The sequence below is a fragment of the Microbacterium arborescens genome (genome assembly GCF_049707515.1).
GTDB lineage: Bacteria > Actinomycetota > Actinomycetes > Actinomycetales > Microbacteriaceae > Microbacterium > Microbacterium arborescens_B.
On sequence record NZ_JBNAFI010000002.1, the window covers coordinates 150044 to 175370 of the forward strand.

Here is a 25327-nt window from a genome sequence, read left to right on the forward strand (position 1 = left end):
GGCCGGGTCGGACCTTCGCGGGCTCCGCGAGGGGCGTCAGGCCGGGACCGCGTCGGCGGCGAGAGCCTCATCGGCCATGATCGCGCGCACCGCGTCGCGGCCGGCGCGGTTGGCCCCGACCGTCGACTGCGACGGGCCGTAGCCGATGAGGAAGAGCCGCGGCTCGTCGAGCGAGCGGCCCTTCGCGACCCGGATGCCGCCCGCCGCGGTCCGCAGGCCCAGTGGCGCGAGGTGCGGGATGTCGGCGCGGAAGCCGGTCGCCCAGAGGATCGCGTCGGCAGGCTCGAACCCGCCGTCGGGCATGCGGACGCCGGCCGGCTCGATCCGCTCGAACATCGGATGCCGCACGAGCACGCCCCGCGCCTGCGCCGACGCCGCCCAGCGGTTCCAGTGCAGGCCCGTCACCGAGATGACGCTGCCGGGTGGGAGACCGCGACGCACCCGTTCCTCGACACCCGCGATCGCCGCGATGCGGGCGGCGGTGTCGAAGCCGCCGGCATCCCACCGCAGCTCGTTGCGGGTGACCCAGTAGGTGTCGGCGACCTCCGAGATCTCGTCGAGGAGCTGTATCGCCGAGATCCCGGCGCCGACGATGATCACACGCTGGCCGGCGAACTCGTCGGCCGAGACGTAGTCGTGCACGTGCAGCTGGCGGCCGGCGAACGTCTCGGCTCCGGGGTAGCGCGGCCAGAACGGGCGCCGCCAGGTTCCGGTGGCGTTGATGACCGACCGGGCGGACCAGGATCCGGTCGCGGTGACGACCCGCAGCCTGCCGCGCGGATCGTCGTCCTCCCGCTCCACCCGGCGAACCTCGACGGGCCGGTGCACCCGCAGGTCGAACCGGCGCTCGTAGTCGCCGAAGTAGGCCGGCAGCACCGTGCGTGCGGCTGCGCGCGGATCGGCCGGCGGCACGGCGAAACCCGGCAGCTCATGGATGCCGTTGACGGTCTCCATCCGAAGCGATTCCCACCGGTGCTGCCACGCTCCGCCCGGAGCGCTCTCGGCGTCGAGGACGACGAACGAGCGTGCCGGACCGCTCGGCGGGAGGTCTCCGGGTGCGACGGGTACGAACCCGCGCCGGCGCAGGTGGTAGGCGGCCGAGAGGCCCGCCTGCCCCGCGCCGATCACGACGACGTCCACGCGCGCGCTTCCCATGCCCTCTGCAACCCCGTCGATGTGCGCGCTGTTCCCGCGGCGGGGATGAGGGCACGGCCCGTGTCGGCGGTACGCCGTAGTCTGTTCGGGTGACCACCGCCCTCTACCGCCGCTACCGTCCCGAAGCGTTCGGCGAGATGATCGGCCAGTCGCAGGTGACCGAACCCCTGATGACGGCGCTCCGCTCCGACCGCGTCGGTCACGCCTACCTGTTTTCCGGGCCGCGCGGATGCGGCAAGACCACGTCGGCCCGCATCCTCGCCCGCTGCCTCAACTGCGCGCAGGGGCCCACCGACACCCCGTGCGGCACATGCGACAGCTGTGTCGAGCTCAGCCGCGGTGGGGGCGGCTCGCTGGATGTCGTCGAGATCGACGCGGCATCCCACAACGGCGTCGACGACGCTCGCGACCTCCGTGAGCGCGCGGTCTTCGCACCCGCGCGCGACCGCTTCAAGATCTTCATCCTCGACGAGGCCCACATGGTCACGGCGCAGGGGTTCAACGCGCTGCTCAAGCTCGTCGAAGAGCCTCCCGCCCACGTGAAGTTCATCTTCGCCACGACCGAGCCCGAGAAGGTCATCGGCACGATCCGCTCGCGCACGCACCACTACCCGTTCCGACTCGTCGCGCCCGCGGCCATGCTTGAGTACGTCGAACAGCTCTGCGCGCAGGAGGGCGTCCAGGTCGAGGCCGGCGTGCTCCCGCTCGTCGTCCGCGCCGGGGGAGGGTCGCCCCGCGACACGCTCTCGCTGCTCGACCAGCTCATCGCCGGCTCCGACGACGGCGCCGTCGCCTACGAGCGCGCCGTCGCCCTGCTCGGCTACACCCACGCCGAGCTGCTCGACGAGGTCGTCGGCGCGTTCGGTGCCGTCGACGCCGGTGCGGCGTTCGCCGCCGTCGACCGTGTCATCCAGACCGGCCAGGACCCGCGTCGATTCGTCGACGACCTCCTCGAGCGGCTGCGCGACCTCATCATCGTCTCGGCGACCGGTCAGGGCGCTGCCGCGGTGCTGCGCGGGGTGTCCGCCGAAGAGCTCGAACGCATGGGCCGGCAGGCATCGCTGTTCGGAACCGACCGTCTCTCGCGCACCGCCGACCTCGTCGTCACCGCTCTCGACGAGATGTCGGGTGCGACCTCGCCGCGGCTGCAGCTCGAGCTGCTGGTCGCGCGCGTGCTCGCCGCCGCGCAGCACAGCGTCCCCGCCGCCGATCAGGCGCCGGTCGCCGCGGCCCCGGCATCGCATGCGTCCGCCGCGACGAGCGCGCCCGTGACGCCGCCGCGGATCGTGGCGCCCGCGTCAGCGCCGCCACCGGCGGCGGTACCCGCGCAAGCGCCGGCATCCGCTGCGACGTCCGCATCCGCCGAGCCGTCTGTACCCGCCGCGCCGTCTGCATCCGCCGCTTCGCCCGCGAGCACCGGTCCGAGCGATGGTGCTGCGCCTGCCGAGCCGCGCGATCCGTCGACGGTCACACTCGCCCAGATGCGCGACGCATGGCCCGAGGTGCTGCAGCGGCTCGAGAAGGTGAGCCGGACGTCGTGGATGATCGCGTCGGTCGCCACGCCCGTCGCCTTCTCCGAGACCGGCGTGCTGACCCTGTCGTTCCAGAGCCACTCCGACGTCCTGCAGTTCAAGAAGCTGAACGCCGGAAAAGGCCCGAGCGAAGACCTGCGCGGCGCGATCCTCGGCGTGCTCGGGGTTCGCGTGAAGTACGTCGCCCGCCACGACTCCGATCCCGGCGGCGGACCGGCGCCGGGTGATTCCGCACCCCCCTCCACCGGTGGCGAGCCGGGCGGTGCGGCCCGCGTGCCCCAGGGGGCAGGTCCGGCGGCAGCCCCTCCGGCCTCCAGCGGATCGAGCGCACCACGTTCGACGGGATCCGCGCCCGGCGCGTTCTCCGGCGGCGGGGCGTCACCCGGCGGATCCTCGTCGTCGGCATCGGCATCGGCATCGGCCACCGCCGGAGCCGCCCGCGGCGCCGGGGCATCGTCGTACGCGGCGCCCGTGACGGAATGGGCGGTCGCACCGATCCCGCAGGGCGATCCGGTTCCGCTGGCCGATGCCGTTCCGCAGTTCGCGGTCGACGACGAGCCCGAGGATGCCGTCGCGGCACCCGTGCGCACGCTGACGGCCCCGCACGACGGCGATGTCGATCCGTACCCGAAGCCCCTTCCGCCGATCGACGAGGAAGACCGCGACTATCCGCCGCCGCCCGTCGACGATGGCGGACCGCTCCCGCCGCGTGGCCCGGTCGCCGTCGAGCGGCCCGCGGCCGCCGCCGCACCTTCCGTGGATCGCCCGCGTCCCGACGGGTCGCCCGCGCCGGCGGCCGGGCCGGCGCGGTTCGCCGCCCCGGCGCCCACGAGCGAGCGAGCGAGCGCGCCCCCCCGAGGCGGCATCGAGCGCTATGGCGAGGCCGTCGTGCGGCAGATACTCGGCGCGACCTTCGTTCGCGAAGAGCCCTTCACCTCACCCACGAGATTCGGCTGAGTCATGTACGACGGCATCGTTCAGGACCTCATCGACGAGTTCGGTCGCCTGCCCGGCATCGGGCCGAAGTCGGCGCAGCGCATCGCGTTCCACATCCTGCAGACTCCGACGTTCGACGTCTCCAAGCTCTCGCACCTGCTGGGAGAGCTGCGCGAGCGTGTACGGTTCTGCGAGGTGTGCGGCAACGTCTCGGAGCAGGACCGTTGCGCCATCTGCCGTGATCCGCGACGGGACGCCACGTTCATCTGCGTCGTCGAAGACGCCAAGGATGTCGCCGCGATCGAGCGCACCCGCGAGTTCCGAGGTCTCTATCACGTGCTCGGCGGCGCGATCAGCCCGATCGGCGGCGTCGGTCCCGACGACCTGCGCATCACCCAGCTCATGCAGCGCCTCGCCGACGGCACGGTGCAGGAGGTCATCCTCGCGACCAACCCGAACCTCGAGGGCGAGGCGACCGCGACTTACCTCAGCCGGCTGCTCACGGCTCTCGAGATCCGCGTGACGAGGCTCGCCTCGGGGCTTCCCGTCGGCGGCGACCTCGAGTATGCCGACGAGGTCACCCTCGGCCGCGCCTTCGAGGGCCGCCGCCAGCTCTGACCCGCGGCCTCGCGCCGCCCCGCCGCGGCCTCGCGGCCCCCGCCGGCCTGCCCGGCCTCCGCTCGAGTGCACGGCATCCCTTCGAGTGCACGGCTTCTGCACGCTCCGATGCCGTGCACTCGGCACCATCCCGTGCGCCCGGCACGATCCCGCAGAGGGCCAGGGCATCCCGAGTGCCTCAGCCTCCAGCCTGGTTCCCGGCCTCCCGTCGGGGTGCACGGCCCACCCAATGGACGGCATCCGCCCGAGTGCACGGCTTTCGCGCGCTGGGATGCCGTGCGCTCGGCGTCATCCCGTGCACTCGGCACCACCCCGCCCCGCGCCATCCCGCAGAGGGCCGGGGCATCCCGAGTGCCTCAGCCTCCAGCCTGAGGCGCGGCCTCCCGTCGGAGTGCATGGCCCACCCAATGGACGGCATCCGCCCGAGTGCACGGCGTTCGCGCGTTGGGATGCCGTGCGCTCGGCGCCATCCCGTGCACTCGGCACCATCCCTCCCGGCGCCATCGCGCAGAGGGCCGGGACATCCCGATTGCCTCAGCCTCCAGCCTGGTTCCCGGCCTCCCGTCGGAGTGCACGGCCCACCCAATGGACGGCATCCGCCCGAGTGCACGGCTTTCGCGCGCTGGGATGCCGTGCGCTCGGCGCCATCCCGTGCGCTCGGCGCCATCCCGTACGCTCGACACCATCCCGTGCCGACCGGGCCGCGCGCCGACCGGGCCGCGCGCCGACCGGGCCGCGCGCCGACGGCGCCGGACGCGTCAGGCGGAGCGGTCGGCCAGGCCGACGACGTCGAGCAGCCAGGCGAGCTCGAACGCGCGCTCCCGCCACGAGTTGTATCGGCCGCTGACGCCGCCGTGCCCGGCCGACATCTCGCACTTCAGCAGGGCATCGGCGCCCACCTCGCGCAGCCGCGCGACCCACTTCGCGGGCTCGACGTACATCACGCGCGTGTCGTTGAGCGAGGTGACGGAGAGGATGCGGGGGTAGGGGACTCCCTCGCGCACGTTCTCGTAGGGCGAGTACGACTTCATGTACGCGTAGACCTCGGGGTCGTGCAGCGGGTCGCCCCACTCGTCCCATTCGATCACCGTCAGCGGAAGCGAGGGGTCGAGGATCGTCGTGAGCGCGTCGACGAACGGCACCGCGGCGAGCACGCCCGCGAACAGTTCGGGGGCGAGGTTCGTGACCGCCCCCATGAGCAGACCGCCGGCGGATCCGCCCTCGGCGGTCAGCCGGTCGGGTGCTGTGTAGCCGGTGTCGACGAGGTGGCGCGCGACGGCGACGAAGTCGGTGAAGGTGTTGCGCTTGTGCAGCAGCTTGCCCTCCTCGTACCACTGCCGGCCCATCTCACCGCCGCCGCGCACGTGGGCGACCGCGAAGACGACGCCGCGGTCGAGGAGAGACAGGCGAGCCACGGACATGGCCGGGTCGATGGAGTGCTCGTACGACCCGTAGCCGTAGAGGTGGAGAGCACGCGGCTGTCCGCCCGTCCCGGCGGCCTCGGGGTCGCCGAACGAGCGCTTCCACACCACCGAGACCGGGATGCGGGTGCCGTCGTCGGCGATCGCCCAGACCCGTCGCTGCTCGTAGTCCGCGGGGTCGTAGCCGCCGAGTACGGGCTGGCGCTTGCGCAGCAGCAGCTCGCCGGTGGCGACGACGTAGTCGTAGACGGTGCCGGGCGTGACGAACGAGCCGTAGCCCAGCCGGAGGACCGGGGGAGCCCACTCCGGGTTTCCCCCCGAACCCACCGTGTAGAGCGGCTCGTCGAACTCGAGCTCGGTGACCGATCCCGACGCGTAGTCGAAGATGCCGAGGCGCTGAAGCCCGTCACGCCGGTATCCCAGCAACGCCCAGTCGCGGAAGGTCGACAGTCCTTCCAGGCGGCGGCCCGGCTCGTGGGGCAGGACGACCTCGCGGGGTCCCGTCGGGTCGTCGGCCGAGACCCGCGCGAGTTCGAAATCCAACGCGCCGTCGTTGTGCAGGACGTACAGCACGTCCTCGCCGCCGATGACGGCGTGGGAGATCGAGTACTCGACGCCCTCGCGCCGCGGCCACACCGAGCGGGGCTCGGCGCGCAGGTCATCGGCCGGCACGAGGAACTCCTCGCTCGTGATGGAGGAGCCGACCTCGATCACGAGGTAGCGGTCGCTTCGGGTGAAGCCGGCGCCGACCCAGTACCGCTCGTCGGGCTCGTGGAACAGACGCTGGTCGGATGCCGTGTCGGTGCCGATCTCGTGCAGCCACACCGAATCGGGCCGCCATGCGTCATCGACGGTGGAGTACACCACGAACCGGCCGTCGGGCGACAGCGAGGCACCGGCGAAGGTCCCGGTGATCTCGTCGGCCAGGTTCTCGCCGCTGGCGATGTCGCGCAGGCGCAGCGTGTACCGCTCGTCGCCCTCGGTGTCGACGCCGAAAAGCAGCAGCGAGCCGTCGGTGGAGACCTCGAAGCTTCCGAGTGAGAAGAACTCCGAGCCCTCGGCCTCGGCGTTGCCGTCGAGCAGCACCTGCTCACCGGGCACCGCGACACCGGGCTCGAGCTGCGGGGGCGTCCAGTCGTCGGGGGAGGCGAGCGGGGCGCGGCAGTGGATGCCGTACTGGCTGCCCTCGACCGTGCGGCTGTAGTACCACCAGTCCCCGCGGCGGGTCGGCACCGACAGGTCGGTCTCGAGCGTGCGCCCCTTAATCTCCTCGAAGATGCGCTCGCGAAGCGCGCCCAGGTGCGCAGTCCGCGCGTCGGTGTAGGCGTTCTCGGCCTCGAGGTGCGCGATCACCTCGCCGTCCTCCTTGTCGCGCAGCCACTCGTAGCGGTCGACGACCTCGTCTCCGTGGTGCGTGCGGCGGTGCTCGCGCACGGCCGCCACGGGGGCCGCGGAAACCGCAGAAGCGTCGGGATCGGTCGGGGAGAGGCTGTCGCGGGTATCGGTCACCGTTCCACGCTAGCGCCGCGACCGGTGGTGCCGGCCGCTCGGATTCCCGGTGGCGGCGATGGTATGGCAGGATTCGATGGTCCGGTTGCCGGACCCTGAACAGACGGTGAACTCTTCGTTCGCGCCCGCCGCTGCCGCGGCATCCCGATCCGTACTCGCGGACCCGCGTTCGCGGGTGCGCACGTCACAGAGAGCGCACAGTGGAAACCGCTGTACTCATCCTTCTGCTGGTCATCGGACTGGCCCTCTTCTTCGACTTCACCAACGGCTTCCACGACACCGCGAACGCGATGGCGACGCCGATCGCGACGGGGGCACTCAAGCCCAAGGTCGCGGTCCTGCTGGCAGCCGGCCTCAACCTCGTCGGCGCGTTCCTGTCGACCGAGGTGGCCAAGACCGTCTCGCACGGCATCATCCATGAGGATCAGCTCGCGGCCAGCGCGCTGCTGCCCCTGATCTTCGCGGGTCTGATCGGCGCGATCACCTGGAACATGCTCACCTGGCTGCTCGGCCTCCCCTCGAGCTCGTCCCACGCGCTCTTCGGCGGGCTGATCGGAGCCACCCTCGTGGGCGTCGGGGCCATGGCGATCGACTTCGGCGTCGTGCTGAGCAAGATCATCCTCCCGGCGCTCATCGCGCCCGTGACCGCAGGCATCATCGCGTTCACCGTCACGAAGGTCGCGTACGCCGTCACGCGTCGCCACGACGGAAAGCCCGATGGGCGAGACGGATTCCGGTGGGGGCAGATCTTCACGTCGTCGCTCGTCGCACTCGCCCACGGAACCAACGACGCCCAGAAGACGATGGGTGTCATCACGCTGGCCCTCATCGCCGCGGGCTGGCAGAGCGCCGAGCACGCGGAGCCGCAGCTGTGGGTCATCGTCGCGTGCGCCGTGACGATCGCGCTCGGCACGTACATGGGCGGATGGCGCATCATCCGCACCCTCGGCAAGGGGCTCACCGACGTCAAGCCCGCGCAGGGCTTCTCCGCGGAGGCCTCGACAGCCTCGACGATCCTCGCCTCGAGTGCCCTCGGGTTCGCCCTGTCGACCACGCAGGTCGCGTCGGGCTCGGTGATCGGCTCCGGTCTCGGGCGTCGCGGTTCGACGGTGCGCTGGCGGACGGTCGGCCGCATCGCGGTCGGGTGGCTGCTCACGCTCCCGGCATCCGGAGCGGTCGGCGCGCTCGCGGCCCTCCTCGTGGTGTGGCTCGGACCGGTCGGCATCGTCATCGACGCCGTCTTCGCCGTCGCCATCGTGCTCGTGCTGTTCCTCCGGTCGCGTCGCGACGAGGTGCACGCGGGCAACGCCATGAGCGAGGTCGCGGACTCCGGCCTCGCGGTCGACGTCCCCGCCGATCCGCCGCCCACCCGTCGCCAGCGACGCGCCACGGCGGCGGCCGCCGCGAAGGCTCCGGCCTCGGAGCAGACGGAGGGCGAGCGATGAGCGTCTCGATCGATTGGTTCGCGTTCGTCCAGGTCTTCGCGGCGGCCATCTCGGCGGCCGTCCTCGTCGTGGGCTTCTACGCGCTGGGCGTGCGGATGCTGGTGCGCGCGGGCCGCGTGCCCGTGGTGACGCCCGCCGAGTTCACCGACGCGATCGCCGTCATCAGCGAGAAGCAGGCACGTCGGCACGCGAAGGCCGCGGCCAAGGCGGCGAAGAAGAACCCGCTGACGGCAGGACAGAAGCGCGTGGCCCTCGTCACCGCGTACGGCTCCTTCGGCCTGTGCGGCCTCGCGGTGCTCGGCGGCATCATCCTGATCGTGGTGGGACGGTAGGACCCCCCGCATAGGCTGAGGCCATGACCCCAGCGCAGTCGGACGGTTCCGCGAACTCCGTCGGCCCCGCAGCCACGGTGCAGTTCGGCCGGCATGCACCCGCCGGTCACGTCCTCGTCCACCTGAGCGATACGCACCTGCTCGCGGGAGGGGCGGCCCTCGGCGGGCGCTACGACGTCGAGGCGAACCTCGCTGTGACGCTCGCGGCCGTCGAGCGCACCGGCGTGCGTCCCGATGCGCTCGTGTTCACGGGAGATCTGACCGACCTCGGCGAGCCCGACGCCTACCTCCGGCTCCGCGAGGCGGTCGAGCCCGTCGCCGAGCGTCTCGGCGCGCCCGTGGTCTGGGTCGCCGGCAACCACGACGAGCGCGATGCGATGCGCGCCGGGCTCTTCGGCGGCGCACCGAGCCAGGAACCGGTGACCGGCGTCTGGGACCTGTCGGGACTGCGCCTCGTCGCGCTCGACTCGACCGTCCCGGGATGGCACCACGGCGAGGTCGACGCCGATCAGCGCGCGTGGCTGCGAGACGTCCTGGCCGAGCCGGCGCCGCACGGCACGATCCTCGCGCTGCACCACCCGCCGATCCCGAGCCACGTGCCGCTGTTCGACATCCTCGAGCTGCGCGAGCAGGACGCGCTGGCCGAGACGATCGCCGGCACCGACGTGCGCGCCATCCTCGCCGGCCACCTGCACTACTCGACCACCGGCACGTTCGCCGGCATCCCCGTCTCGGTCGCCTCGGCGACCTGTTACACGATGAACCTCCAGCGTCCCCCGCAAGCGGTCAACGGGATGGATGCCGGCCAGGCCTTCCAGCTCGTCCACGTCTACGACGACGTCGTCACCCACACCGTCGTCCCGGTCGTCGAGGCGCCCACCGGCGACTACTTCTCCGACGAATGGATCGCTTCGATGGCGCAGCTGTCGCCGCAGGAGCGTCTCGAGGCGTTTTCGCGCAAGCGCTGACTAGGCTGGGAGCGTCCCTCCCATCGCCGTGAGACCCACAAGGACCCGTGCATGACGTCGCCCACCCCCGCCACTCGAACCGAGACCGACTCGCTGGGATCCCTCGAGATCCCCGCCGACGCGTACTGGGGGGTGCATACCGCCCGTGCCCTGGAGAACTTCCCGATCTCGCAGCGTCCGATCTCGGTCTACCGCGACCTGGTGCGGGCGCTCGCGATGGTCAAGCAGGCGTCGGCACGAGCCAATCGCGACATCGGGGTGCTCGACGCCGAACGGGCCGACCTCATCGACCGCGCCGCACAGCTCGTCATCGACGGGGAGTACCACGACCAGTTCGTCGTGGGCGTCGTCCAGGGCGGGGCCGGCACCTCGACGAACATGAACGCGAACGAGGTCATCACCAACGTCGCTCTCGAGCTCGCGGGCCGCCCCAAGGGCGACTACGGCTTCCTGTCGCCGATCGACCACACGAACCGCAGCCAGTCGACCAACGACGTCTACCCGACGGCGATCAAGGTCGGCCTCGCGCTCGATCTCCAGGGCCTCCTCGACGAGCTGGCGCTGCTGCGCGAGTCGTTCCTGGCGAAGGCCGTCGAGTTCCACGATGTCCTCAAGGTCGGCCGCACGCAGTTGCAGGATGCCGTCCCGATGACCCTCGGTCAGGAGTTCCACGGCTTCGCCACGACGCTCGGCGAGGACCATTCCCGGCTCGGCGAGAACGCCTCCCTGCTGTACGAGATCAACATGGGCGCGACGGCCATCGGCACGGGCATCACAACCCACCCCGAGTACCGCCCCGCGGTCGTCAGGCACCTGCGCGAGATCACCGGCCTCGATCTGTCGAGCGCCGTCGACCTCGTCGAGTCCACGAGCGACACCGGCTCGTTCATGTCGTTCTCGTCGTCGCTCAAGCGGAACGCGATCAAGCTGTCGAAGATCAGCAACGACCTGCGACTGCTCTCGAGCGGGCCGCAGGCGGGTCTCGGCGAGATCAACCTTCCCGCACGCCAGGCCGGCTCGAGCATCATGCCGGGCAAGGTCAACCCCGTGATCCCCGAGGTCGTCAACCAGGTCGCGTTCGCCGTCGCTGGCGCCGACCTGACGGTGACGATGGCCGTCGAGGGCGGGCAGCTGCAGCTGAACGCGTTCGAGCCGATCATCGCCCACTCGATCTTCCAGTCGATCACGTGGATGCGGCGCGCGATGCGGACGCTGCGCATCAACTGCATCGACGGGATCACGGCGAACCGCGAGCGCCTCGGCGCGATGGTCGGGTCGTCGGTCGGGGTCGTCACGGCCCTCACCCCGTTCATCGGCTACGCCGCCGCCGCCGCCCTGGCCAAGACGGCTCTGCTGACCCACCGGAACGTCGGAGACCTCGTCGTCGAGGCCGGCCTGATGTCGCGTGCGGACGTCGACAAGCAGCTCTCCCCGGCACGGCTCTCGGGGTTGCAGGCCGTCACGGCCGCCATCCCGATCGTCCGCGCCGAGACGGAGGAGAGCGTCTCCGGCTGACAAGGCTTTGTGTCGTGGGGGGCGCTCTCGCTAACGTCGGAGCTGTTCATCACTACTCGACTCACCGGGGGACCCCATGACCGACCCGAACAACCCGTCCGTGCCGCAGCCTCCGGCCTACCAGCCGCCGGCGTACCCGACCTCTTCCTCCGACGCGTCGTACGGCAACCCGAACGCGCCCGTTCCCGGAAAGACCCTCGGCATCGTCGCGTTCGTCCTCGCGTTGGTCCCGGTCGGACTTCAGTTCGTCGGCCTGATCCTCGGCATCGTCGCGCTGGTGCAGAGCAAGAAGGCCGGGCACAAGAACGGCCTGGCCCTCGCCGCGATCATCATCAGCTCGATCCTGCTCGTGCTGACCATCGTCGGGATCATCGTGCTGTTCTCGATCTTCGGCAACGCCGCGAACGAGATCTACCAGGCCTGCGTGGTCGAGGGTGCGGACACCGTCACGGTGTGGGGCCAGACGCAGCCCTGTTCCTCTGTCTCGAGCTGAATCGGCAGCTCTCAGCGAAGCCCCCGCGGACCTGGTCCGCGGGGGCTTCGTCGTGCGCGACCCCGTTCCGCGCGGCTCACTTGCGGCGTTCCTGTCAAAGCGCTTAAACTCAGCGAGGCGCAGCGTCTAAGCGCTTTGATCGCTTCAGCGATCCCGCGATTCAAGGAGGAACACGTGAAGATCAAGACAGTGGCAGGCGGTATCGCCGCACTCGCTGCGGTGTCGCTCATCCTGACCGGTTGTGGTCGGGCGGACGAGACGGCGGCCGGCCCCACCGAGGTCACCTCGATCGACGACAGCCCGGCGACGGGAACCATCAGCGTCTGGGCGATGGGGGCCGAGGGCGAAGCTCTGCCCGGGTTCGTCGAGGAGTTCGAGAAGGCGAATCCCGACGTGAAGATCGACGTCACCGCCATCCCGTGGGATGCGGCGCACAACAAGTTCCAGACCGCCATCGCGGGTGGCAACACCCCCGACGTCGCGATGGTGGGCTCCACCTGGATGGCCGACTTCGGCGACGCCTTCGCCACCGTTCCCGACGAGATCGACACCACGGGCTTCTTCCCCGGCGCTCTCAGCACGACCGAGTTCGACGACCGTGCCGCCGGTGTGCCCTGGTACGTCGACACCCGCGTGCTCTACTACCGCACCGATCTTGCGCAGCAGGCGGGCTGGACCGAGGCGCCCACCGATTGGGACGAGCTGCAGCAGCTGGCCGCCGACATGAAGGACAAGGCCGGCGCCGATTTCGGCATCCGGATGCCGGGTGGCAACGACTCGTTCCAGGGCGCGATGTGGATGCCGTGGTCGGCCGGCGCCGAGCTCACCGAGGGCGACGCCTGGACGCTCGACACCCCCGAGATGACCACGGGACTGGAGTACTACAAGAGCTTCTTCGACAAGGGTCTCGCCGACGCGAATGCCGACGTCTCGGCGGGGGCGACCGAGTCGGAGTTCGTCGCCGGCACGACCCCGATGGTCGTCGAAGGTCCCTTCCTGCGCGGTCAGCTCGAGCTGCTGGGCGGCGCGGACTTCGCGTCGAAGTACGCGACGGCCGTCCTGCCCGCCGACACCGAGTCGGTCTCGTTCAGCGGTGGCGCGAACCTCGTCGTGTTCAACCAGAGCAAGAACGCCGAGTCGGCGTGGAAGCTCGTGCGGTGGCTCAGCGAGCCCGAGACTCAGGCCGCGTTCTACGAGCAGACCGGTGACCTGCCCGCCCTGCAGGCGGCATGGGACGCTCCGGCCCTCGCCGACGATGCGAGCCTCACGACCTTCGGCGAGCAGCTGCAGACCGCGAAGGCTCCGCCGGTGACGACCAGCTGGGTGCAGGTCGCCGCGAAGGGCGACCAGGCTCTCGAGCAGCTCCGCCGCGGCGGCGCCGACGTTCCCTCGGTGCTGCAGAAGCTGCAGGCCGACGCCGACGCGATCGGGCTCGAGTGACCGCGATGTCCGCCACCACTCACCCCGCGGCCGGACTCGACTCCGGCCGCGGGGCCTCCCGCCCCGGCGGGCTGCACGCGCGTCAGCGCAAGCGGCAGGCCCTCATCGCCTGGGCGTTCTGCCTGCCGTTCGTCGCGGTGTTCGCCGTGTTCATGCTGTTCCCGATCGTCGGCAGCTTCGCGATGTCGTTCACCGACTTCACCGCCCGCGACATCACGTCTCCGTTCGCGGTGAACTTCGTGTGGCTCGATCAGTTCGCGACGCTGTTCGCCGATCCCCGCTTCATCACCTCGCTCGGGGTGACCGCCGTCTTCGTCGTCGTCGGCATCCCCGTGACCATGGTTCTGGCCCTCGCCCTCGCGCTCGCCCTCAACAGCGGCGGCGGACGCATCGTGGCGTTCTTCCGCGTCGGGTTCTATGCGCCGGTGGTCACGAGCATCGTCGCGATCGCGGTCGTCTGGCGCTACATCCTCCAGCCCGACGGACTGCTCAACTCGGCCCTCGCGCTCATCGGCATCGACGGCCCGAACTGGCTCAACGATCCCGCCTTCGCCCTCCCGTCGCTCATCATGATGGCGGTGTGGCGCAACGTCGGCACCCTCATGGTCATCTTCCTGGCGGGACTGCAAGCCGTGCCGCAGGACGTCAACGAGGCCGCGACGATGGACGGTGCTTCTTCGTGGCGGCGGCTGATCTCGGTCACGCTGCCGCTCCTGCGCCCCACGATCCTCCTCGGTGCGGTGCTCATCTCCGTCGGTTACCTGCAGTTCTTCGAGGAGGCGTTCGTCATGACCAAGGGCGGGCCGCTCGACTCGACCCTGTCGGTCGCCTACTACACCTTCCAGCAGTTCGGCTTCGGCGAATACGGCCTGGCATCCGCCGCCAGCTACGTCCTCTTCCTCGCCATCGCGCTGCTGAGCCTGCTGCAGTTCCGGCTGCTCCGTTCGAAGGACTGACCCGATGACAACCATCCCCGCTCCCGTGGTGGACACCGTCACCCCGCCGGTCGCCCCACGCCGGCGCCGGCGCTGGTTCGGTCCGCGCGCCATCACCTACACGGTCCTGGCCGTCGGGCTCGCGCTCTGGCTCATCCCGTTCGTCTGGATGCTGCTGGGCTCGGTCAAGACGCAGGGAGAGATCCTCCAGCGGCCGCCGACCTGGTTCCCCGAGAACCCCACCGGCGAGAACTTCGCGCAATGGTTCGGGCCACTCGATTTCGGGCACTTCTTCTTCAACAGTCTCGTCGTGGCGGTCGTCACCGTCCTCGGCAACATCGTGTTCTGCTCGATGGTCGGCTACGCGCTGGCGAAGATGGAGTTCCCGGGCAAGAAGGTGCTGTTCCTGCTCGTCATGGTGACCCTGATGGTGCCGGGAGTCGTGACCTTCGTGCCGCTGTTCGTGATGGTGTCGTCTCTGGGCCTGGTCAACACGTATCCCGCGCTCATCCTGCCTTTCATCACGGCGCCCATCGGGGTGTTCCTCATGCGCCAGTTCATCCAGGGCATTCCCGATGCGCTGCTGGAGGCGGCGCGTCTGGACGGCGCAGGGGAGTGGCGCATCTTCTCGCGCATCGTGATGCCGCTGTGCGGGCCGCCGTTGGCGACCCTCGGCATCCTCACGTTCCTCGCGTCGTGGAACAACTTCCTCTGGCCGCTCGTCTCGGCCCAGACCGAGGAGATGTACACGCTCCCTGTGGCGCTCTCGCTCTACTCGACCGGGCAGAACGCGACGAACTACGGGCTGCTGCTGGCCGGGTCGGTGCTCGTCATCGCCCCCATCATCGTGCTGTTCGTGTTCCTGCAGCGCTGGTTCATCCGCGGTGTGGCCACCACCGGTCTGAAGTGATGTCCTCGTCACCGCATCCATCCCCCCACGATTGAAAGCGCCTCATGCGACCCGAATTCCGCACCGCCCCCGACGGCACCCCATTCCGCGACCTCAACGGCAACGGAGTCCTCGACCCCTATGAGGACGCCCGGCTGAGCCCGGAGGAGCGCACCGACGATCTGCTCAGCCGGATGTCGCCGGCCGAGAAGATCGGCCTCATGTTCCAGACGGTCATCGAGATCGGGCCGGACGGTGAGCTCCTCGAGACCCCCGGCGCGATCTCGAAGTCGCCGACGACCGACGTCGTGGTCGGCAAGAACATGACGCACTTCAACGTCCATGCGATCCGCACCGCCCGCGAGGGGGCGCGGTGGAACAACAACCTGCAGCGCCTCGCCGAGCGCACGCCGCACGGCGTGCCCGTCACGATCAGCACGGACCCCCGCCACGCCTTCGTCGAGAACACCGGCGTCGCCTTCTCGGCCGGGCCGTTCTCGCAGTGGCCCGAGCCGCTGGGCCTCGCCGCGCTCGACGACCTGGAGGTCATCGAGCAGTTCGCCGACGTGGCACGTCGCGAGTACTGCGCGGTCGGCATCCGGGCGGCGCTCCACCCGCAGATCGACCTGCCGACCGAGGCGCGCTGGGGCCGCCAGGCGCAGACGTTCGGTTTCGACGCCGAGCGCGTCTCGCAGATCACCGCCGCCTACCTGCGGGGGTTCCAGGGCGACGAGCTCGGCGCCCAGAGCGTCGCGTGCACGACGAAGCACTTCCCGGGCGGTGGGCCGCAGCTCGATGGCGAGGACGCGCACTTCCCCTACGGACGCGAACAGGTCTACCCGGGAGGCATGTTCGACTACCACCTCGAGCCCTTCCGCGAGGCGATCCGCCGCGGCACGGCCGGCATGATGCCGTACTACGGCATGCCCGTCGGGCTCGAGCGCGACGGAGTGCCGATCGCCGAGGTCGGGTTCGCCTACAACCGCCAGATCGTCACCGACCTGCTGCGCGACGAGCTCGGCTACGACGGCGTCGTCGTCACCGACTGGGAGCTCGTCAACGACAACCACGTGGGCGACCAGGTGCTCCCGGCCCGGGCGTGGGGCGTGGAAGAGCTCGACCCCACCGAGCGAATGCTGCGCCTGCTCGACGCCGGCGTCGACCAGTTCGGCGGTGAGGAATGCACCGAGCTGCTGGTCGACCTCGTGGAATCGGGCGCGGTACCGCTGGGCCGCATCGACGTGTCGGCGCGCCGCATCCTGCTGGTGAAGTTCCGTCTCGGCCTGTTCGACGACCCGTACGTCGACGAGGACGAGGCTGAGCGCATCGTCGGGAACGCCGACTTCCGGGCCCTCGGCACGCGCGCTCAGGCGGAATCCCTCACGGTGCTGCAGAACCGCGACGCCGTCTTGCCGCTGCCGACGGCATCGCGGCCGAAGGTGTACGCCGAGAACATCGCCGATGCGGCCCTCGCTCCCTACGCCGACCGCGTCGAGCGGCCCGAGGACGCCGACGTCGCGATCGTCCGCGTCGGGGCGCCGTTCGAACCCCGAGACGACCTCTTCCTCGAGAAGTGGTTCCACCAGGGCTCGCTCGAATTCGGCCCCGGCCTGGTCTCGCGTCTGGGCCGGGTCGCGGTGCACGCGCCCCTCGTCCTCGTCGTCGGCCTCGACCGCCCCGCCGTGCTCACTCCGTTCGTCCCGGTCGCGTCGGCCATCGTCGCCGATTACGGCAGCTCGGATGCCGCCGTGCTCGCTGCACTGACCGGCACCGTGCCGCCCCGCGGCAAGCTCCCCGTCGAGATCCCGCGGTCGATGGATGCCGTGCGTCGCTCGCGCACCGACGTGCCGGGCGACACCGACGAGCCGGTCTTCCCGCGGGGGAGCGGACTGTCGATCGTGTCGGCGTGAGCGCGCTGGATAGACTCCCCGGGGAATCGAGGTAGTCATGGTGGTCGCACGCCCGACGGTGTACGACGTCGCGGAGCGGGCCGGGGTGTCGATCGCGACGGTCTCGTTCGCGTTCCGCCGACCCGACAAGGTGCGTGCCGAGACCCGGGACGCCGTGCTGCGGGTCGCCCGCGAGCTCGGTTACGTGCCGAGCGGCTCGGCCCGGAACCTCGCACGCGGTCGCACCGGCGTGCTCGGTCTGCACCTGTTCGATCTGCTGGTCGAGTCGGCGACTCCCGTGGAGACCGGCCTCGCCGCGGCGCGGACGCCCGCGACAGGCGGCCCCGTGGACCTCGCGGAGCTCGACCTCGATGCCGACCTCATCGCGTGGGACGCCGACGAGGACGTCCGCCGCAGCGCGCCGCGCACCTTCCCGCTCTACGTCGACGAGATCCAGCGCGGCTTCGTGCTCGAGTGCAAACGTGCCGGCACGGCGGTGCTGCTCAGCACCGGGGGACTCGGGGCGTCCGAGATCGCCGATACGGCGGGACAGGTCGACGGCCTCGCCATCCTGCCCGGACAGACGGTCGATGCCTCGCTCGGGTCGGTCTCGTCGACGCATCCGGTCGTCGTCCTGAGCTCGCCGCTGGGCGATGCCCATCACGTGCTCGCCGACAACACCGGCGGTGAGCGCATGCTCGTGGAGCACTTCGTCGAGCGTCATGGCGTCTCGACCTTCGGGTGGATCGACGCTCCCGCCGGCTTCGACACGGATGAGCGCCGCACGGCCTTCTTCGATGCCGTGGCGAGACACCCCGGCGCCCGCGCCGAGCTCATCGACACCGTGGAGCTCGAGCGGGCCCCGGCGTTCCCGGGGCTCAGCGCGCGGGTGCGCGAGGGCACGTTGCCCGGGGCCGTGCTGTGCGCGACCGATCAGATCGCGCTCGCCGCGCTCGATGTTCTGCACGCCCGCGGCGTCGTCGTGCCCCGCGACGTGCGGCTGGCGGGCTTCGACGGCATCCAGGCGGCGCGGATGTCGTCGCCGACGCTGACGACGGTGCGCCAGCCGATGGAGCTCATGGGACGCATCGCCGCCCATCTGCTGCTCACCGACCCGGGGGATGGTGCGGCGCGGCGGAGTCTGCGCGTCGAGGTGGGTCTGCGGGTCGGCGGCAGCTGCGGCTGCGAGTCCGTCACTCCGTGATGCGGCAGTGGGTGCGCAGCTCGCCGATGCCGTCGATGCCGACCGTGACCACCGAGCGGTCGCGCAGGAAGATCTGCGGATCGCGCGAGTAGCCCGCTCCGCCGGGGCTTCCCGTTGAGATGAGCGTGCCGGGGAGCAGCGTCGCGGCCGTCGACAGGTGCGCGACGAGGGTCGCGACCGACCGGATCATCTGACCCGTGGACGCATCCTGAACCGTCTGACCGTCGACGACGGCCCAGATGTGCAGGTCCTGCGGGTCGGGGATCTCGTCGGCCGTCACGACGAACGGGCCGGTCGGGGTGAAGCCGTCGAACGACTTGCAGCGCGACCACTGCGCCTCGGAGAACTGGATGTCGCGTGCCGTGATGTCGTTGACGACGGTGTAGCCCCAGACGTGGTCGAGGGCGGTATCGGCGCCGACATCCTTCGCCGGCGCTCCGATGATGACCCCGAGCTCGGCCTCGTAGTCGACGGACTCGCTGAGGGTGCGCGGCCACGACGTGATCGCGTCGTGCGCCGTGAGCGAGTTCGGCCAGAGGGTGAAGACGGTGGGGGCGGTATCGGCCTTCAGTCCCAGCTCGCTCGAGTGCGCGGCGTAGTTCAGGCCGACAGCGAGGACGATGGGCGGGTCGATGACCGCCGAAGCGAACGACGACTCGGCGATCGCGTGCCAGGCGACCCCGTCGCCCGTCGATGACTCGGCCACGCGGGCCAGTCCTTCGTCGCCGAGCTCGATGAGCTGCTGCAATCGTCCGGGTGCGCCGGCGAACAGGTCGCCGACGAACGTGGCCCGGTCGTCGTCGACGAGCACGAGGCGGGGATCGTCGGCCCCCGCGGTCATCACGTGGGCAAAGCGCATGCATTCAGGCTACCCGGCCGACGCGCCCCTCGCCGCGCCCGCCCGCCCTCCCGGTGCTGCCCGCCCGCGCCCTAGGGTGAAGGCGTGTCGTTCCCGTCCCCGCTCTCGCAGCCGCAGCCCGGTCGCCCCGGCCCCGTCCCGGCGGCGCCGACATCGCCGCCCATCGTCCCCGTGCGCGCGCGACCCGGCGGGTGGGCGGCGCTGTGGGTGGGAGCCGTGCTGGTGCTCCTGCTGCTCGGGCTCGTCGCCTACCTCGTGTCGTTCCTCGGGTGGGTCGCCTCGATCGTGGGCGCGGTCCTCGCGCTCCTTCCGCTGCTGGGCGTGCTGTGGGTGGTCCGCCTCGTCGACCGATGGGAGCCCGAGCCGCCGCGGCTGCTCTGGCTCGCCCTCGGTTGGGGAGCGGTCGCGTCGGTGGTGATCGCCCTCGGCGTCGACCTGGTCGTGACGATCGCGACGGGTCCGGCGCGTGATCCGATCGCGTCGGCGATGGCGAGCGTCGTGCAGGCGCCCCTGGTCGAAGAGATCGCGAAGGGACTCGGCATCCTGCTCGTGCTGCGGCTGGGTCGCCGGTACTTCGACGGACCGGTCGACGGCGTGGTCTACGGCGCCATGATCGGGGCCGGCTTCGCGTTCACGGAGAACATCCTGTACTTCGCCGAGAGCCTGATCACGGGCGGCGTCGCCCAGGTGTCGGTGACCTTCGTGCTGCGCGGCATCCTCTCGCCCTTCGCGCACGTCATGTTCACCGCGGCGACCGGCTTCGCCGTCGGGCTCGCCGTGCGACGGGGAGCACAGGGCGGTGCTGTGTTCGGGCCCTGGGCGACGGGCCTGGCCGTGGCGATCCTGCTTCATGCACTGTGGAACGGATCGGCCGTCTTCGCCGACTTCTTCGCCCTCTACGTCACGCTGCAGGTGCCGCTGTTCGTCGGCTTCGTGCTGGGCGTCGTGCTGCTGCGCCGCGAGGAGGCGCGGCTCACCCGGGAGCGCCTGCACGAGTACGCGGCCGCCGGGTGGTTCACCCCCGTCGAGGTCGACCTGCTGGCCACCGGGGGAGGCCGGCGGCGGGCGCTGGCCTGGGCGCGCACGCTTCCCGGTGACCGCACCGAGACGATGCGCGCCTTCATCGCCGAGGCGACGCGTCTCGCTTCCGCGCGGCAACGGGCGCTCACCGGGCGCGATGATGCCGCACTCGCCGACGAGCACGATCACCTCACGCGGGCGACCCGGTTGCGTCAGACGCTGCTGCTTCCGTGACGCGAGATGACGCGGATGCCGCCACGCGGATGCTGCCGTGACGCGGCCTGGCCCGACGTGGCCCGGCGGGAAAGACTCAGCGCCCGGTGCTGCGGCGATGCCTGCATGTCTCCCGGGCGCTGAGTTGGCCTGAGGCCATGATCCTCCGACCCGTTCGCCGCGTCAAGGGTCGGGGCCGGGCGCTCCCCGCGTTGCACGCCGGTGCGCGCTCGGGTTGGATGGGGTCCATGACTGACGACCGCACCAAGCCCGAGATCGACGCCCCCGATGGGCCCGCGCCCGATGACCTCGTCGTTCGCGACCTGATCGTCGGCGACGGCGCCGAGGCGAAGCCCGGCGACACCGTCACCGTTCACTACGTCGGCGTCGAGTACACCTCCGGCGAGGAGTTCGACTCGTCGTGGAACCGCGGGGAGAGCATCCAGTTCCCGCTCCGCGGCCTCATCCAGGGCTGGCAGGACGGCATCCCCGGCATGAAGGTCGGCGGGCGCCGTGAGCTCGTGATCCCGCCGCACCTCGCCTACGGCCCTGCGGGCGGCCACTTCCTCGGCGGCAAGACCCTCATCTTCATCATCGATCTGCTCGCCGTCGGCTGACCTGACGAACGCTCGGACGGGCGGATGCTGCGCGATGCGGCATCCGCCCGTCGCCGTTCCGTCACCGGATATTTACATTCGCGGGAATAGGCTGTGCGAGGGGTGCGTTGCCGCCCTGTACGCCGGACCCCTCCCGGACACCTACGACGAAGGACGATCATGACCACGACCACCGACATCCCCGGTTACAAGGCTGGCACCTGGGCGCTCGACGCCTCGCACAGCGAGGTGGGCTTCAGCGTTCGCCACATGATGATCTCGAAGGTCCGCGGCACCTTCGCCGTCGCCGAGGCGACGATCATCGCCCCCGAGAACCCCTTCGAGCTGACCCTCGACGCCAAGGTCGACGTCGCGTCGATCAACACGAAGGACGAGGGCCGCGACAACCACCTGCGCAGCGCGGACTTCTTCGACGTCGAGAAGTACCCCACCATCACTTTCGTTTCGACCGGCGTGCGTCAGCAGGGCGGCGACTTCCTCGTCGACGGCGACCTCACCATCAAGGACGTCACCAAGCCCGTGACCTTCGAGGTCGAGTTCGGCGGCTTCGGCACCGACCCGTGGGGCAACTACAAGGCCGGCGCGACGGCCAAGACGGTCATCAACCGCGAAGAGTTCGGCCTCACCTGGAACGCTGCTCTGGAGACCGGCGGCGTCCTCGTCGGCAAGGACGTCACCATCGAGCTCGACCTGCAGGGCTCGATCCAGGCCTGATCGCCTGACACCCTCCGAGGGGCGGATGCTGCGGCATCCGCCCCTCGTCGTGTCCGGGCGGGGATCGATCTCAGCGGTGCATGCTGCGCGGGGATTCGGGCGCATCGTCCTGGATGCTCGCGGTGTCAGCGGTGCATGCTGCGTCTGCGGCGTCTGCGGCGTCTGCGGCGTCTGCGGTGTCTGCGGTGTCCGCGGTGTCCGCGGTGTCTGCGGTGATCCGCGCCCGCAGGTGCGCGGGCCCGGCGGCCGTCAACCACAGCAGCAGACCCCACGACGGCCGCTCCGCGGCAGGGATGCGCCGGGCCCACCGATACGCGCCGTGTCCGACGAAGCCGACGAGGCAGGACGCGGCATAGCTGAGCCCCGCGACCGCCGCGCCCGGTGCGGCTTGGTCTGCAGACCCGGTCACGGTCCACACCGCGCCGGCCGCGATCAGCCCCAGCGATGCGATGAGCGCCCCCGCTTCCGTTCGCGGCACGCGCGCCGTGGCCAGAGCCACGCCCGCAGCCAGCCCCACGATGACGACGAACAGCATGCGGGATTCCTCGGGTGGCGGTGGCGGTGGCGGTGGCGGTGGCGGTGGCGGTGGCGGTGGCGGTGCAGCTTCGGGCGTGCTGGCTACCTCGGCCGTCTTTCTCAGGCTTGCGGCGCGACGTCCCGTGGTCAATGACGGGGGTGGCACATCGTCCGCGAGTCGACGGCCGAGCCGGCGGGGGGCGGGCCCACCCGCCTGCGCGCGGGCGCTGGAGAGGCGGTCAGTGGCCGCGGGTCGACGACGTGCGCCCGCCGCGGGCGCGTCGGAGGAGCGGGATGGCTGGTAGAGTGGAGCGGTTGCCGTTCGATCGGCCGCGGATAAAGAGAGCTCGCACATCCTGTGTCGGGCGCCGCGCAATGAGAAGGAAGGGGATCCCATCTATGGCACTCGAAGCAGACGTCAAGAAGGCGATCATCGAAGAGTACGCGACGCACCCCGGTGACACCGGATCCCCCGAGGTGCAGGTCGCGCTCATGTCGCAGCGCATCAAGGACCTCACCGAGCACCTCAAGATCCACAAGCACGACCACCACTCGCGCCGTGGACTCTTCCTGCTCGTCGGTCAGCGCCGTCGACTGCTCGGCTACCTCCAGGAGCTCGACATCCAGCGTTACCGTACGCTGATCGAGCGCCTCGGTCTCCGCCGCTAAGGAGAGCGACCCAGCGCACTATCGCGCAAAACATTCTTGCGAAGGCCGTCCCAGGTGTGGGGCGGCCTTCGGCATTCCCCGCGGCTCGCGCGGACCCGCACTTGTCCACCGAGAACGTACCGCCGCGCCGAGAACGCACCCTCGACGGTGCGTGCTCGAGGCGAGGGTGCGTTCTCGGCGCGAGTCGGGCGTCAGGCGCGGGCTGCGAGCAGGTCGGCGTGCCAGCGCTCGGCGACGTCGGGGTGCGCGCGCAGGCGCGACTTGAGCGCGTTGTCACCGTGGACGCCGTGGATGGGGTTCGACGGATCCTTCGTGACGCCTCTCGCGTCTGCGGCGAGCTCGGCGGGCAGCTCGATGAGCGGGAACCGGGCATCGAGCGCCGGATTGAAGAAGAACGGCACCGAGATGCGGTCGTCGGGGTACCGCGGTGAGACGACCCGGTGGTTCGTCGCAATGAGATAGCCGTCGGTGGCGTACTCGAGCAGCTCGCCGATGTTGACGACGAAGGCTCCGGGCACCGGCGGGGCGTCGACCCATGCGCCGTCGCGCTCGACCTGCAGGCCGCCCTTGCCGGGCTCGACCCACAGCAGCGTCAGGGCACCGGAGTCCTTGTGCGCTCCGACGCCCTGCTGCGGTGTCGGATCGTCTTTGCCGGGATAGCGGACGATCTTCAGAAGCGTCTGCGGTTCGCCGAAGTGGTCCTCGAAGTACGTCGACGGTGCGCCGAGGGCCTCGGCCCAGGCCCGCAGCAGGCGCCGGGCCACGTCCGACAGGTGCGCGACCCACGCGTCGGTGACCTCTCGGAGCTCGGGCTGTGAAGCGGGCCAGAGGTTCGGTCCGATCAGGCGCGCATAGTCGGGAGCGTCCGGGTCGTCCACGGGTGGCCGCTCCGGGCCGATGTCGATCTGCTCCCGCCAATCCACCCGGCCCTGCGTGAGCTCGCCGCCCACGCGCGTATAGCCGCGGAAATGCGGGCTGTTGACGTTCTCGATCGCGAGCTTGTCGGCCTCGGGAAGCTCGAAGAACTCCCGCGCGACGCGGTGCAGACGCTCTTCGAGTCCGGTGGGGATGCCGGTGCCGGTGAGGTAGAAGAATCCGACGTCGTGCGTCGCCGTGCGCAGCTCGTCGCGGAACCGCGCCACCGCCGCCGCGTCGCCGTCGAGCTGTGAGAAGTCGAGGACGGGGAGGGAGAGGTCGCTCATGCAGCGAGGCTACGAGCCGTCTGCGGCATCCGCTCGTTTGTTGCGCGGGATGACCGCGCCCGCCTCCCGCGGACGGCGCGACCCGGTCGGGTCGTTGCGGCGCCCCTCGCGTCCGGCGAGCTGCGGATCGCGGAAGAGCCACGCCGGCCGCGGCTCGACGAGGGGGCGGAAGACGCGGCGCACCGGCCTCGTCGCGAGCCCCAGCGCGATCAGTACGGAGGCGACCACGACGAGCGGGAGCCAGAGCCACGTGGGCTCGGCGTCGCGCAGGACGCCGGACTCGCGGAAGGGGTAGAGCACGAAGGAGTGGAGCAGGTAGACGTACATCGTGTACTGCCCGAGCCGCGTCCAGCCGTGCGAAGCGCGGGGGATGAGTACGAGGAAGGATGCCGTGAGCAGCAGCGCCACCAGCAGCAGTGCGACGCGCACCGCGCCGGCCCACCACTCCGAGCTCCCCGCGTCGGAGTAGCTCGCGTCGTAGAACATCCACTTGCCGAGGTTGATCTCGCGCCAGGTCCCGATGAAGGCCCACGCCGCCCATCCGGCCAGTGCCAGCGTGGCGACGGCGGCCGTGATCGACGCGGCGTTCCGCCGCAGGAGGTCGAAGCGGTCGACCACATCGCGGTCGCGCAGCCACCATCCGAGCACGAAGAAGGGGAGGAAACCGAGCGTGCGCGAGAGCGAGAGCGTCGAGTCGATGTTCGGGAGGTATCCCGAGACGATCGATATGCCGAAGGCCCACAGGAGCGGCCAGCGCAAGAGGGCGAGGTAGGGCAGGACGAGCCGGAAGATCCCGAGCGCGAGCAGGAACCACAGCGTCCACGACGGTTGGGTGGGGTTGGGGTTGGCGTGCCCCTCGACCAGGAACTTCGTGAGGGTCCACAGGCCCTCGAAGACCACATAGGGCACGAGGATGTCGGTGATGACGCGAGCCATCTGCCGCCGCGAGGGCGGATCGGACTTCGAGAAGTACCCCGAGATGATCGCGAACGCCGGCATGTGGAAGGCGTAGATCACGAGGTACATCGCCATGGCGATGTCGGAGTCGTAGGTGAGGCGCTGCACCGCGTGGCCGAGGATCACCAGGACGATGCAGGCGAAGCGAGCGTTGTCCCAGAAGGGCACACGCCGCTTCGGGCGCGTTCCGGTCGTGCCGGTGGCGGGATGCGTCATCGTGGATGAAACACTATCCCGCGGGAATACTCCGGGCGTGCCGACGTTCCATGGTTTATATTC

The 25327-nt window shown here is 70.6% G+C and carries 22 protein-coding genes; 16 read left to right on the forward strand and 6 right to left on the reverse strand.

Annotation, left to right across the window (positions count from 1 at the left end; genetic code table 11):
- Positions 1 to 36: 36 nt before the first annotated feature.
- Positions 37 to 1155: an NAD(P)-binding domain-containing protein gene (locus ACPYN5_RS04680; protein WP_424447823.1), complete on the reverse strand. Its 1119-nt coding sequence runs from the start codon at positions 1153 to 1155 to the stop codon at positions 37 to 39.
- Between the two features lie 89 nt (positions 1156 to 1244).
- Between ACPYN5_RS04680 and ACPYN5_RS04685 the strand changes: the two genes are divergently transcribed.
- Positions 1245 to 3644 (forward strand): DNA polymerase III subunit gamma and tau, encoded by a 2400-nt coding sequence (locus ACPYN5_RS04685; RefSeq protein WP_424447824.1) that lies wholly within the window; start codon positions 1245 to 1247, stop codon positions 3642 to 3644.
- Positions 3645 to 3647: 3 nt separating this feature from the next.
- The gene (gene recR / locus ACPYN5_RS04690) at positions 3648 to 4241 is read left to right on the forward strand and encodes a recombination mediator RecR (RefSeq protein WP_424447825.1); all 594 of its coding nucleotides are present in this window, start codon (positions 3648 to 3650) and stop codon (positions 4239 to 4241) included.
- Between the two features lie 758 nt (positions 4242 to 4999).
- Here the strand turns inward: recR and ACPYN5_RS04695 are convergent.
- Positions 5000 to 7171, reverse strand: a complete 2172-nt coding sequence (locus ACPYN5_RS04695) for a S9 family peptidase (protein WP_424447826.1) — start codon at positions 7169 to 7171, stop codon at positions 5000 to 5002.
- Positions 7172 to 7371: 200 nt separating this feature from the next.
- On the opposite strand from ACPYN5_RS04695, the gene ACPYN5_RS04700 reads away from it, so the two are divergent.
- The 10 genes from ACPYN5_RS04700 (at position 7372) to ACPYN5_RS04745 (ending at position 18281) form a co-directional block, all read left to right on the forward strand.
- Positions 7372 to 8616 (forward strand): inorganic phosphate transporter, encoded by a 1245-nt coding sequence (locus tag ACPYN5_RS04700; RefSeq protein ID WP_424447827.1) that lies wholly within the window; start codon positions 7372 to 7374, stop codon positions 8614 to 8616.
- Complete coding sequence (locus ACPYN5_RS04705) at positions 8613 to 8948, forward strand: peptidase (protein ID WP_424447828.1); 336 nt, start codon at positions 8613 to 8615, stop codon at positions 8946 to 8948. Before ACPYN5_RS04700 ends, ACPYN5_RS04705 begins: the two co-directional genes overlap by 4 nt.
- A 23-nt stretch (positions 8949 to 8971) precedes the next feature.
- Positions 8972 to 9916: a phosphodiesterase gene (locus ACPYN5_RS04710; RefSeq protein WP_424447829.1), complete on the forward strand. Its 945-nt coding sequence runs from the start codon at positions 8972 to 8974 to the stop codon at positions 9914 to 9916.
- A gap of 51 nt (positions 9917 to 9967) precedes the next feature.
- Positions 9968 to 11431 (forward strand): aspartate ammonia-lyase, encoded by a 1464-nt coding sequence (locus ACPYN5_RS04715; protein ID WP_424447830.1) that lies wholly within the window; start codon positions 9968 to 9970, stop codon positions 11429 to 11431.
- Between the two features lie 76 nt (positions 11432 to 11507).
- Entirely contained in the window at positions 11508 to 11924 is a 417-nt protein-coding gene (locus ACPYN5_RS04720) for a DUF4190 domain-containing protein (RefSeq protein WP_424447831.1), read from the forward strand.
- Between the two features lie 174 nt (positions 11925 to 12098).
- The gene (locus ACPYN5_RS04725; protein WP_424447832.1) at positions 12099 to 13364 is read left to right on the forward strand and encodes an extracellular solute-binding protein; all 1266 of its coding nucleotides are present in this window, start codon (positions 12099 to 12101) and stop codon (positions 13362 to 13364) included.
- A gap of 5 nt (positions 13365 to 13369) precedes the next feature.
- Positions 13370 to 14320 carry a carbohydrate ABC transporter permease gene (locus ACPYN5_RS04730; protein WP_424447833.1) on the forward strand — a complete coding sequence of 317 codons (951 nt, stop codon included), beginning with the start codon at positions 13370 to 13372 and terminating at the stop codon, positions 14318 to 14320.
- A gap of 4 nt (positions 14321 to 14324) precedes the next feature.
- The gene (locus tag ACPYN5_RS04735; RefSeq protein WP_424447834.1) at positions 14325 to 15209 is read left to right on the forward strand and encodes a carbohydrate ABC transporter permease; all 885 of its coding nucleotides are present in this window, start codon (positions 14325 to 14327) and stop codon (positions 15207 to 15209) included.
- A 44-nt stretch (positions 15210 to 15253) separates the two neighbouring features.
- Entirely contained in the window at positions 15254 to 17098 is a 1845-nt protein-coding gene (locus tag ACPYN5_RS04740) for a glycoside hydrolase family 3 protein (protein WP_424447835.1), read from the forward strand.
- A 37-nt stretch (positions 17099 to 17135) separates the two neighbouring features.
- Entirely contained in the window at positions 17136 to 18281 is a 1146-nt protein-coding gene (locus tag ACPYN5_RS04745) for a LacI family DNA-binding transcriptional regulator (RefSeq protein WP_424447836.1), read from the forward strand.
- Here the strand turns inward: ACPYN5_RS04745 and ACPYN5_RS04750 are convergent.
- Entirely contained in the window at positions 18271 to 19140 is an 870-nt protein-coding gene (locus tag ACPYN5_RS04750; protein ID WP_424447837.1) for a fumarylacetoacetate hydrolase family protein, read from the reverse strand. The two genes, ACPYN5_RS04745 and ACPYN5_RS04750, sit on opposite strands and share 11 nt — an antisense overlap.
- Positions 19141 to 19224: 84 nt before the next feature.
- Between ACPYN5_RS04750 and ACPYN5_RS04755 the strand changes: the two genes are divergently transcribed.
- The 3 genes from ACPYN5_RS04755 to ACPYN5_RS04765 all read left to right on the forward strand — a co-directional run bounded on the left by ACPYN5_RS04755 (position 19225) and on the right by ACPYN5_RS04765 (position 21704).
- Complete coding sequence (locus ACPYN5_RS04755; RefSeq protein WP_424447838.1) at positions 19225 to 20394, forward strand: PrsW family intramembrane metalloprotease; 1170 nt, start codon at positions 19225 to 19227, stop codon at positions 20392 to 20394.
- 227 nt (positions 20395 to 20621) lie between these two features.
- Positions 20622 to 20990, forward strand: coding sequence for an FKBP-type peptidyl-prolyl cis-trans isomerase (locus ACPYN5_RS04760; protein WP_424447839.1), 369 nt, complete (start codon positions 20622 to 20624; stop codon positions 20988 to 20990).
- 159 nt (positions 20991 to 21149) lie between these two features.
- Complete coding sequence (locus tag ACPYN5_RS04765) at positions 21150 to 21704, forward strand: YceI family protein (protein ID WP_424447840.1); 555 nt, start codon at positions 21150 to 21152, stop codon at positions 21702 to 21704.
- A 70-nt stretch (positions 21705 to 21774) separates the two neighbouring features.
- Here the strand turns inward: ACPYN5_RS04765 and ACPYN5_RS04770 are convergent, their stop codons facing one another.
- Positions 21775 to 22239, reverse strand: coding sequence for a hypothetical protein (locus ACPYN5_RS04770; protein WP_424447841.1), 465 nt, complete (start codon positions 22237 to 22239; stop codon positions 21775 to 21777).
- Positions 22240 to 22619: 380 nt separating this feature from the next.
- Between ACPYN5_RS04770 and rpsO the strand changes: the two genes are divergently transcribed.
- Complete coding sequence (rpsO, locus tag ACPYN5_RS04775; RefSeq protein ID WP_150419498.1) at positions 22620 to 22889, forward strand: 30S ribosomal protein S15; 270 nt, start codon at positions 22620 to 22622, stop codon at positions 22887 to 22889.
- A 191-nt stretch (positions 22890 to 23080) separates the two neighbouring features.
- On the opposite strand, the gene ACPYN5_RS04780 is transcribed toward rpsO, so the two are convergent.
- Positions 23081 to 24091 carry an isopenicillin N synthase family dioxygenase gene (locus ACPYN5_RS04780; RefSeq protein WP_424447842.1) on the reverse strand — a complete coding sequence of 337 codons (1011 nt, stop codon included), beginning with the start codon at positions 24089 to 24091 and terminating at the stop codon, positions 23081 to 23083.
- Positions 24092 to 24100: 9 nt separating this feature from the next.
- Positions 24101 to 25264 carry an acyltransferase family protein gene (locus ACPYN5_RS04785; RefSeq protein WP_424447843.1) on the reverse strand — a complete coding sequence of 388 codons (1164 nt, stop codon included), beginning with the start codon at positions 25262 to 25264 and terminating at the stop codon, positions 24101 to 24103.
- Positions 25265 to 25327: the final 63 nt, after the last annotated feature.

What these genes read in the sequence shown, in the direction of transcription:
- ACPYN5_RS04785 (WP_424447843.1), bottom strand. Translation starts at nt 25,264, where the DNA reads ATGACGCATCCCGCCACCGGCACGACCGGAACGCGCCCGAAGCGGCGT.
- ACPYN5_RS04780 (WP_424447842.1), bottom strand. Translation starts at nt 24,091, where the DNA reads ATGAGCGACCTCTCCCTCCCCGTCCTCGACTTCTCACAGCTCGACGGC.
- ACPYN5_RS04720 (WP_424447831.1), top strand. Translation starts at nt 11,508, where the DNA reads ATGACCGACCCGAACAACCCGTCCGTGCCGCAGCCTCCGGCCTACCAG.
- ACPYN5_RS04745 (WP_424447836.1), top strand. Translation starts at nt 17,136, where the DNA reads ATGGTGGTCGCACGCCCGACGGTGTACGACGTCGCGGAGCGGGCCGGG.
- ACPYN5_RS04710 (WP_424447829.1), top strand. Translation starts at nt 8,972, where the DNA reads ATGACCCCAGCGCAGTCGGACGGTTCCGCGAACTCCGTCGGCCCCGCA.
- ACPYN5_RS04735 (WP_424447834.1), top strand. Translation starts at nt 14,325, where the DNA reads ATGACAACCATCCCCGCTCCCGTGGTGGACACCGTCACCCCGCCGGTC.
- ACPYN5_RS04715 (WP_424447830.1), top strand. Translation starts at nt 9,968, where the DNA reads ATGACGTCGCCCACCCCCGCCACTCGAACCGAGACCGACTCGCTGGGA.
- rpsO (WP_150419498.1), top strand. Translation starts at nt 22,620, where the DNA reads ATGGCACTCGAAGCAGACGTCAAGAAGGCGATCATCGAAGAGTACGCG.
- ACPYN5_RS04750 (WP_424447837.1), bottom strand. Translation starts at nt 19,140, where the DNA reads ATGCGCTTTGCCCACGTGATGACCGCGGGGGCCGACGATCCCCGCCTC.
- ACPYN5_RS04740 (WP_424447835.1), top strand. Translation starts at nt 15,254, where the DNA reads ATGCGACCCGAATTCCGCACCGCCCCCGACGGCACCCCATTCCGCGAC.
- ACPYN5_RS04705 (WP_424447828.1), top strand. Translation starts at nt 8,613, where the DNA reads ATGAGCGTCTCGATCGATTGGTTCGCGTTCGTCCAGGTCTTCGCGGCG.
- ACPYN5_RS04760 (WP_424447839.1), top strand. Translation starts at nt 20,622, where the DNA reads ATGACTGACGACCGCACCAAGCCCGAGATCGACGCCCCCGATGGGCCC.
- ACPYN5_RS04730 (WP_424447833.1), top strand. Translation starts at nt 13,370, where the DNA reads ATGTCCGCCACCACTCACCCCGCGGCCGGACTCGACTCCGGCCGCGGG.
- ACPYN5_RS04770 (WP_424447841.1), bottom strand. Translation starts at nt 22,239, where the DNA reads ATGCTGTTCGTCGTCATCGTGGGGCTGGCTGCGGGCGTGGCTCTGGCC.
- recR (WP_424447825.1), top strand. Translation starts at nt 3,648, where the DNA reads ATGTACGACGGCATCGTTCAGGACCTCATCGACGAGTTCGGTCGCCTG.
- ACPYN5_RS04680 (WP_424447823.1), bottom strand. Translation starts at nt 1,155, where the DNA reads ATGGGAAGCGCGCGCGTGGACGTCGTCGTGATCGGCGCGGGGCAGGCG.
- ACPYN5_RS04765 (WP_424447840.1), top strand. Translation starts at nt 21,150, where the DNA reads ATGACCACGACCACCGACATCCCCGGTTACAAGGCTGGCACCTGGGCG.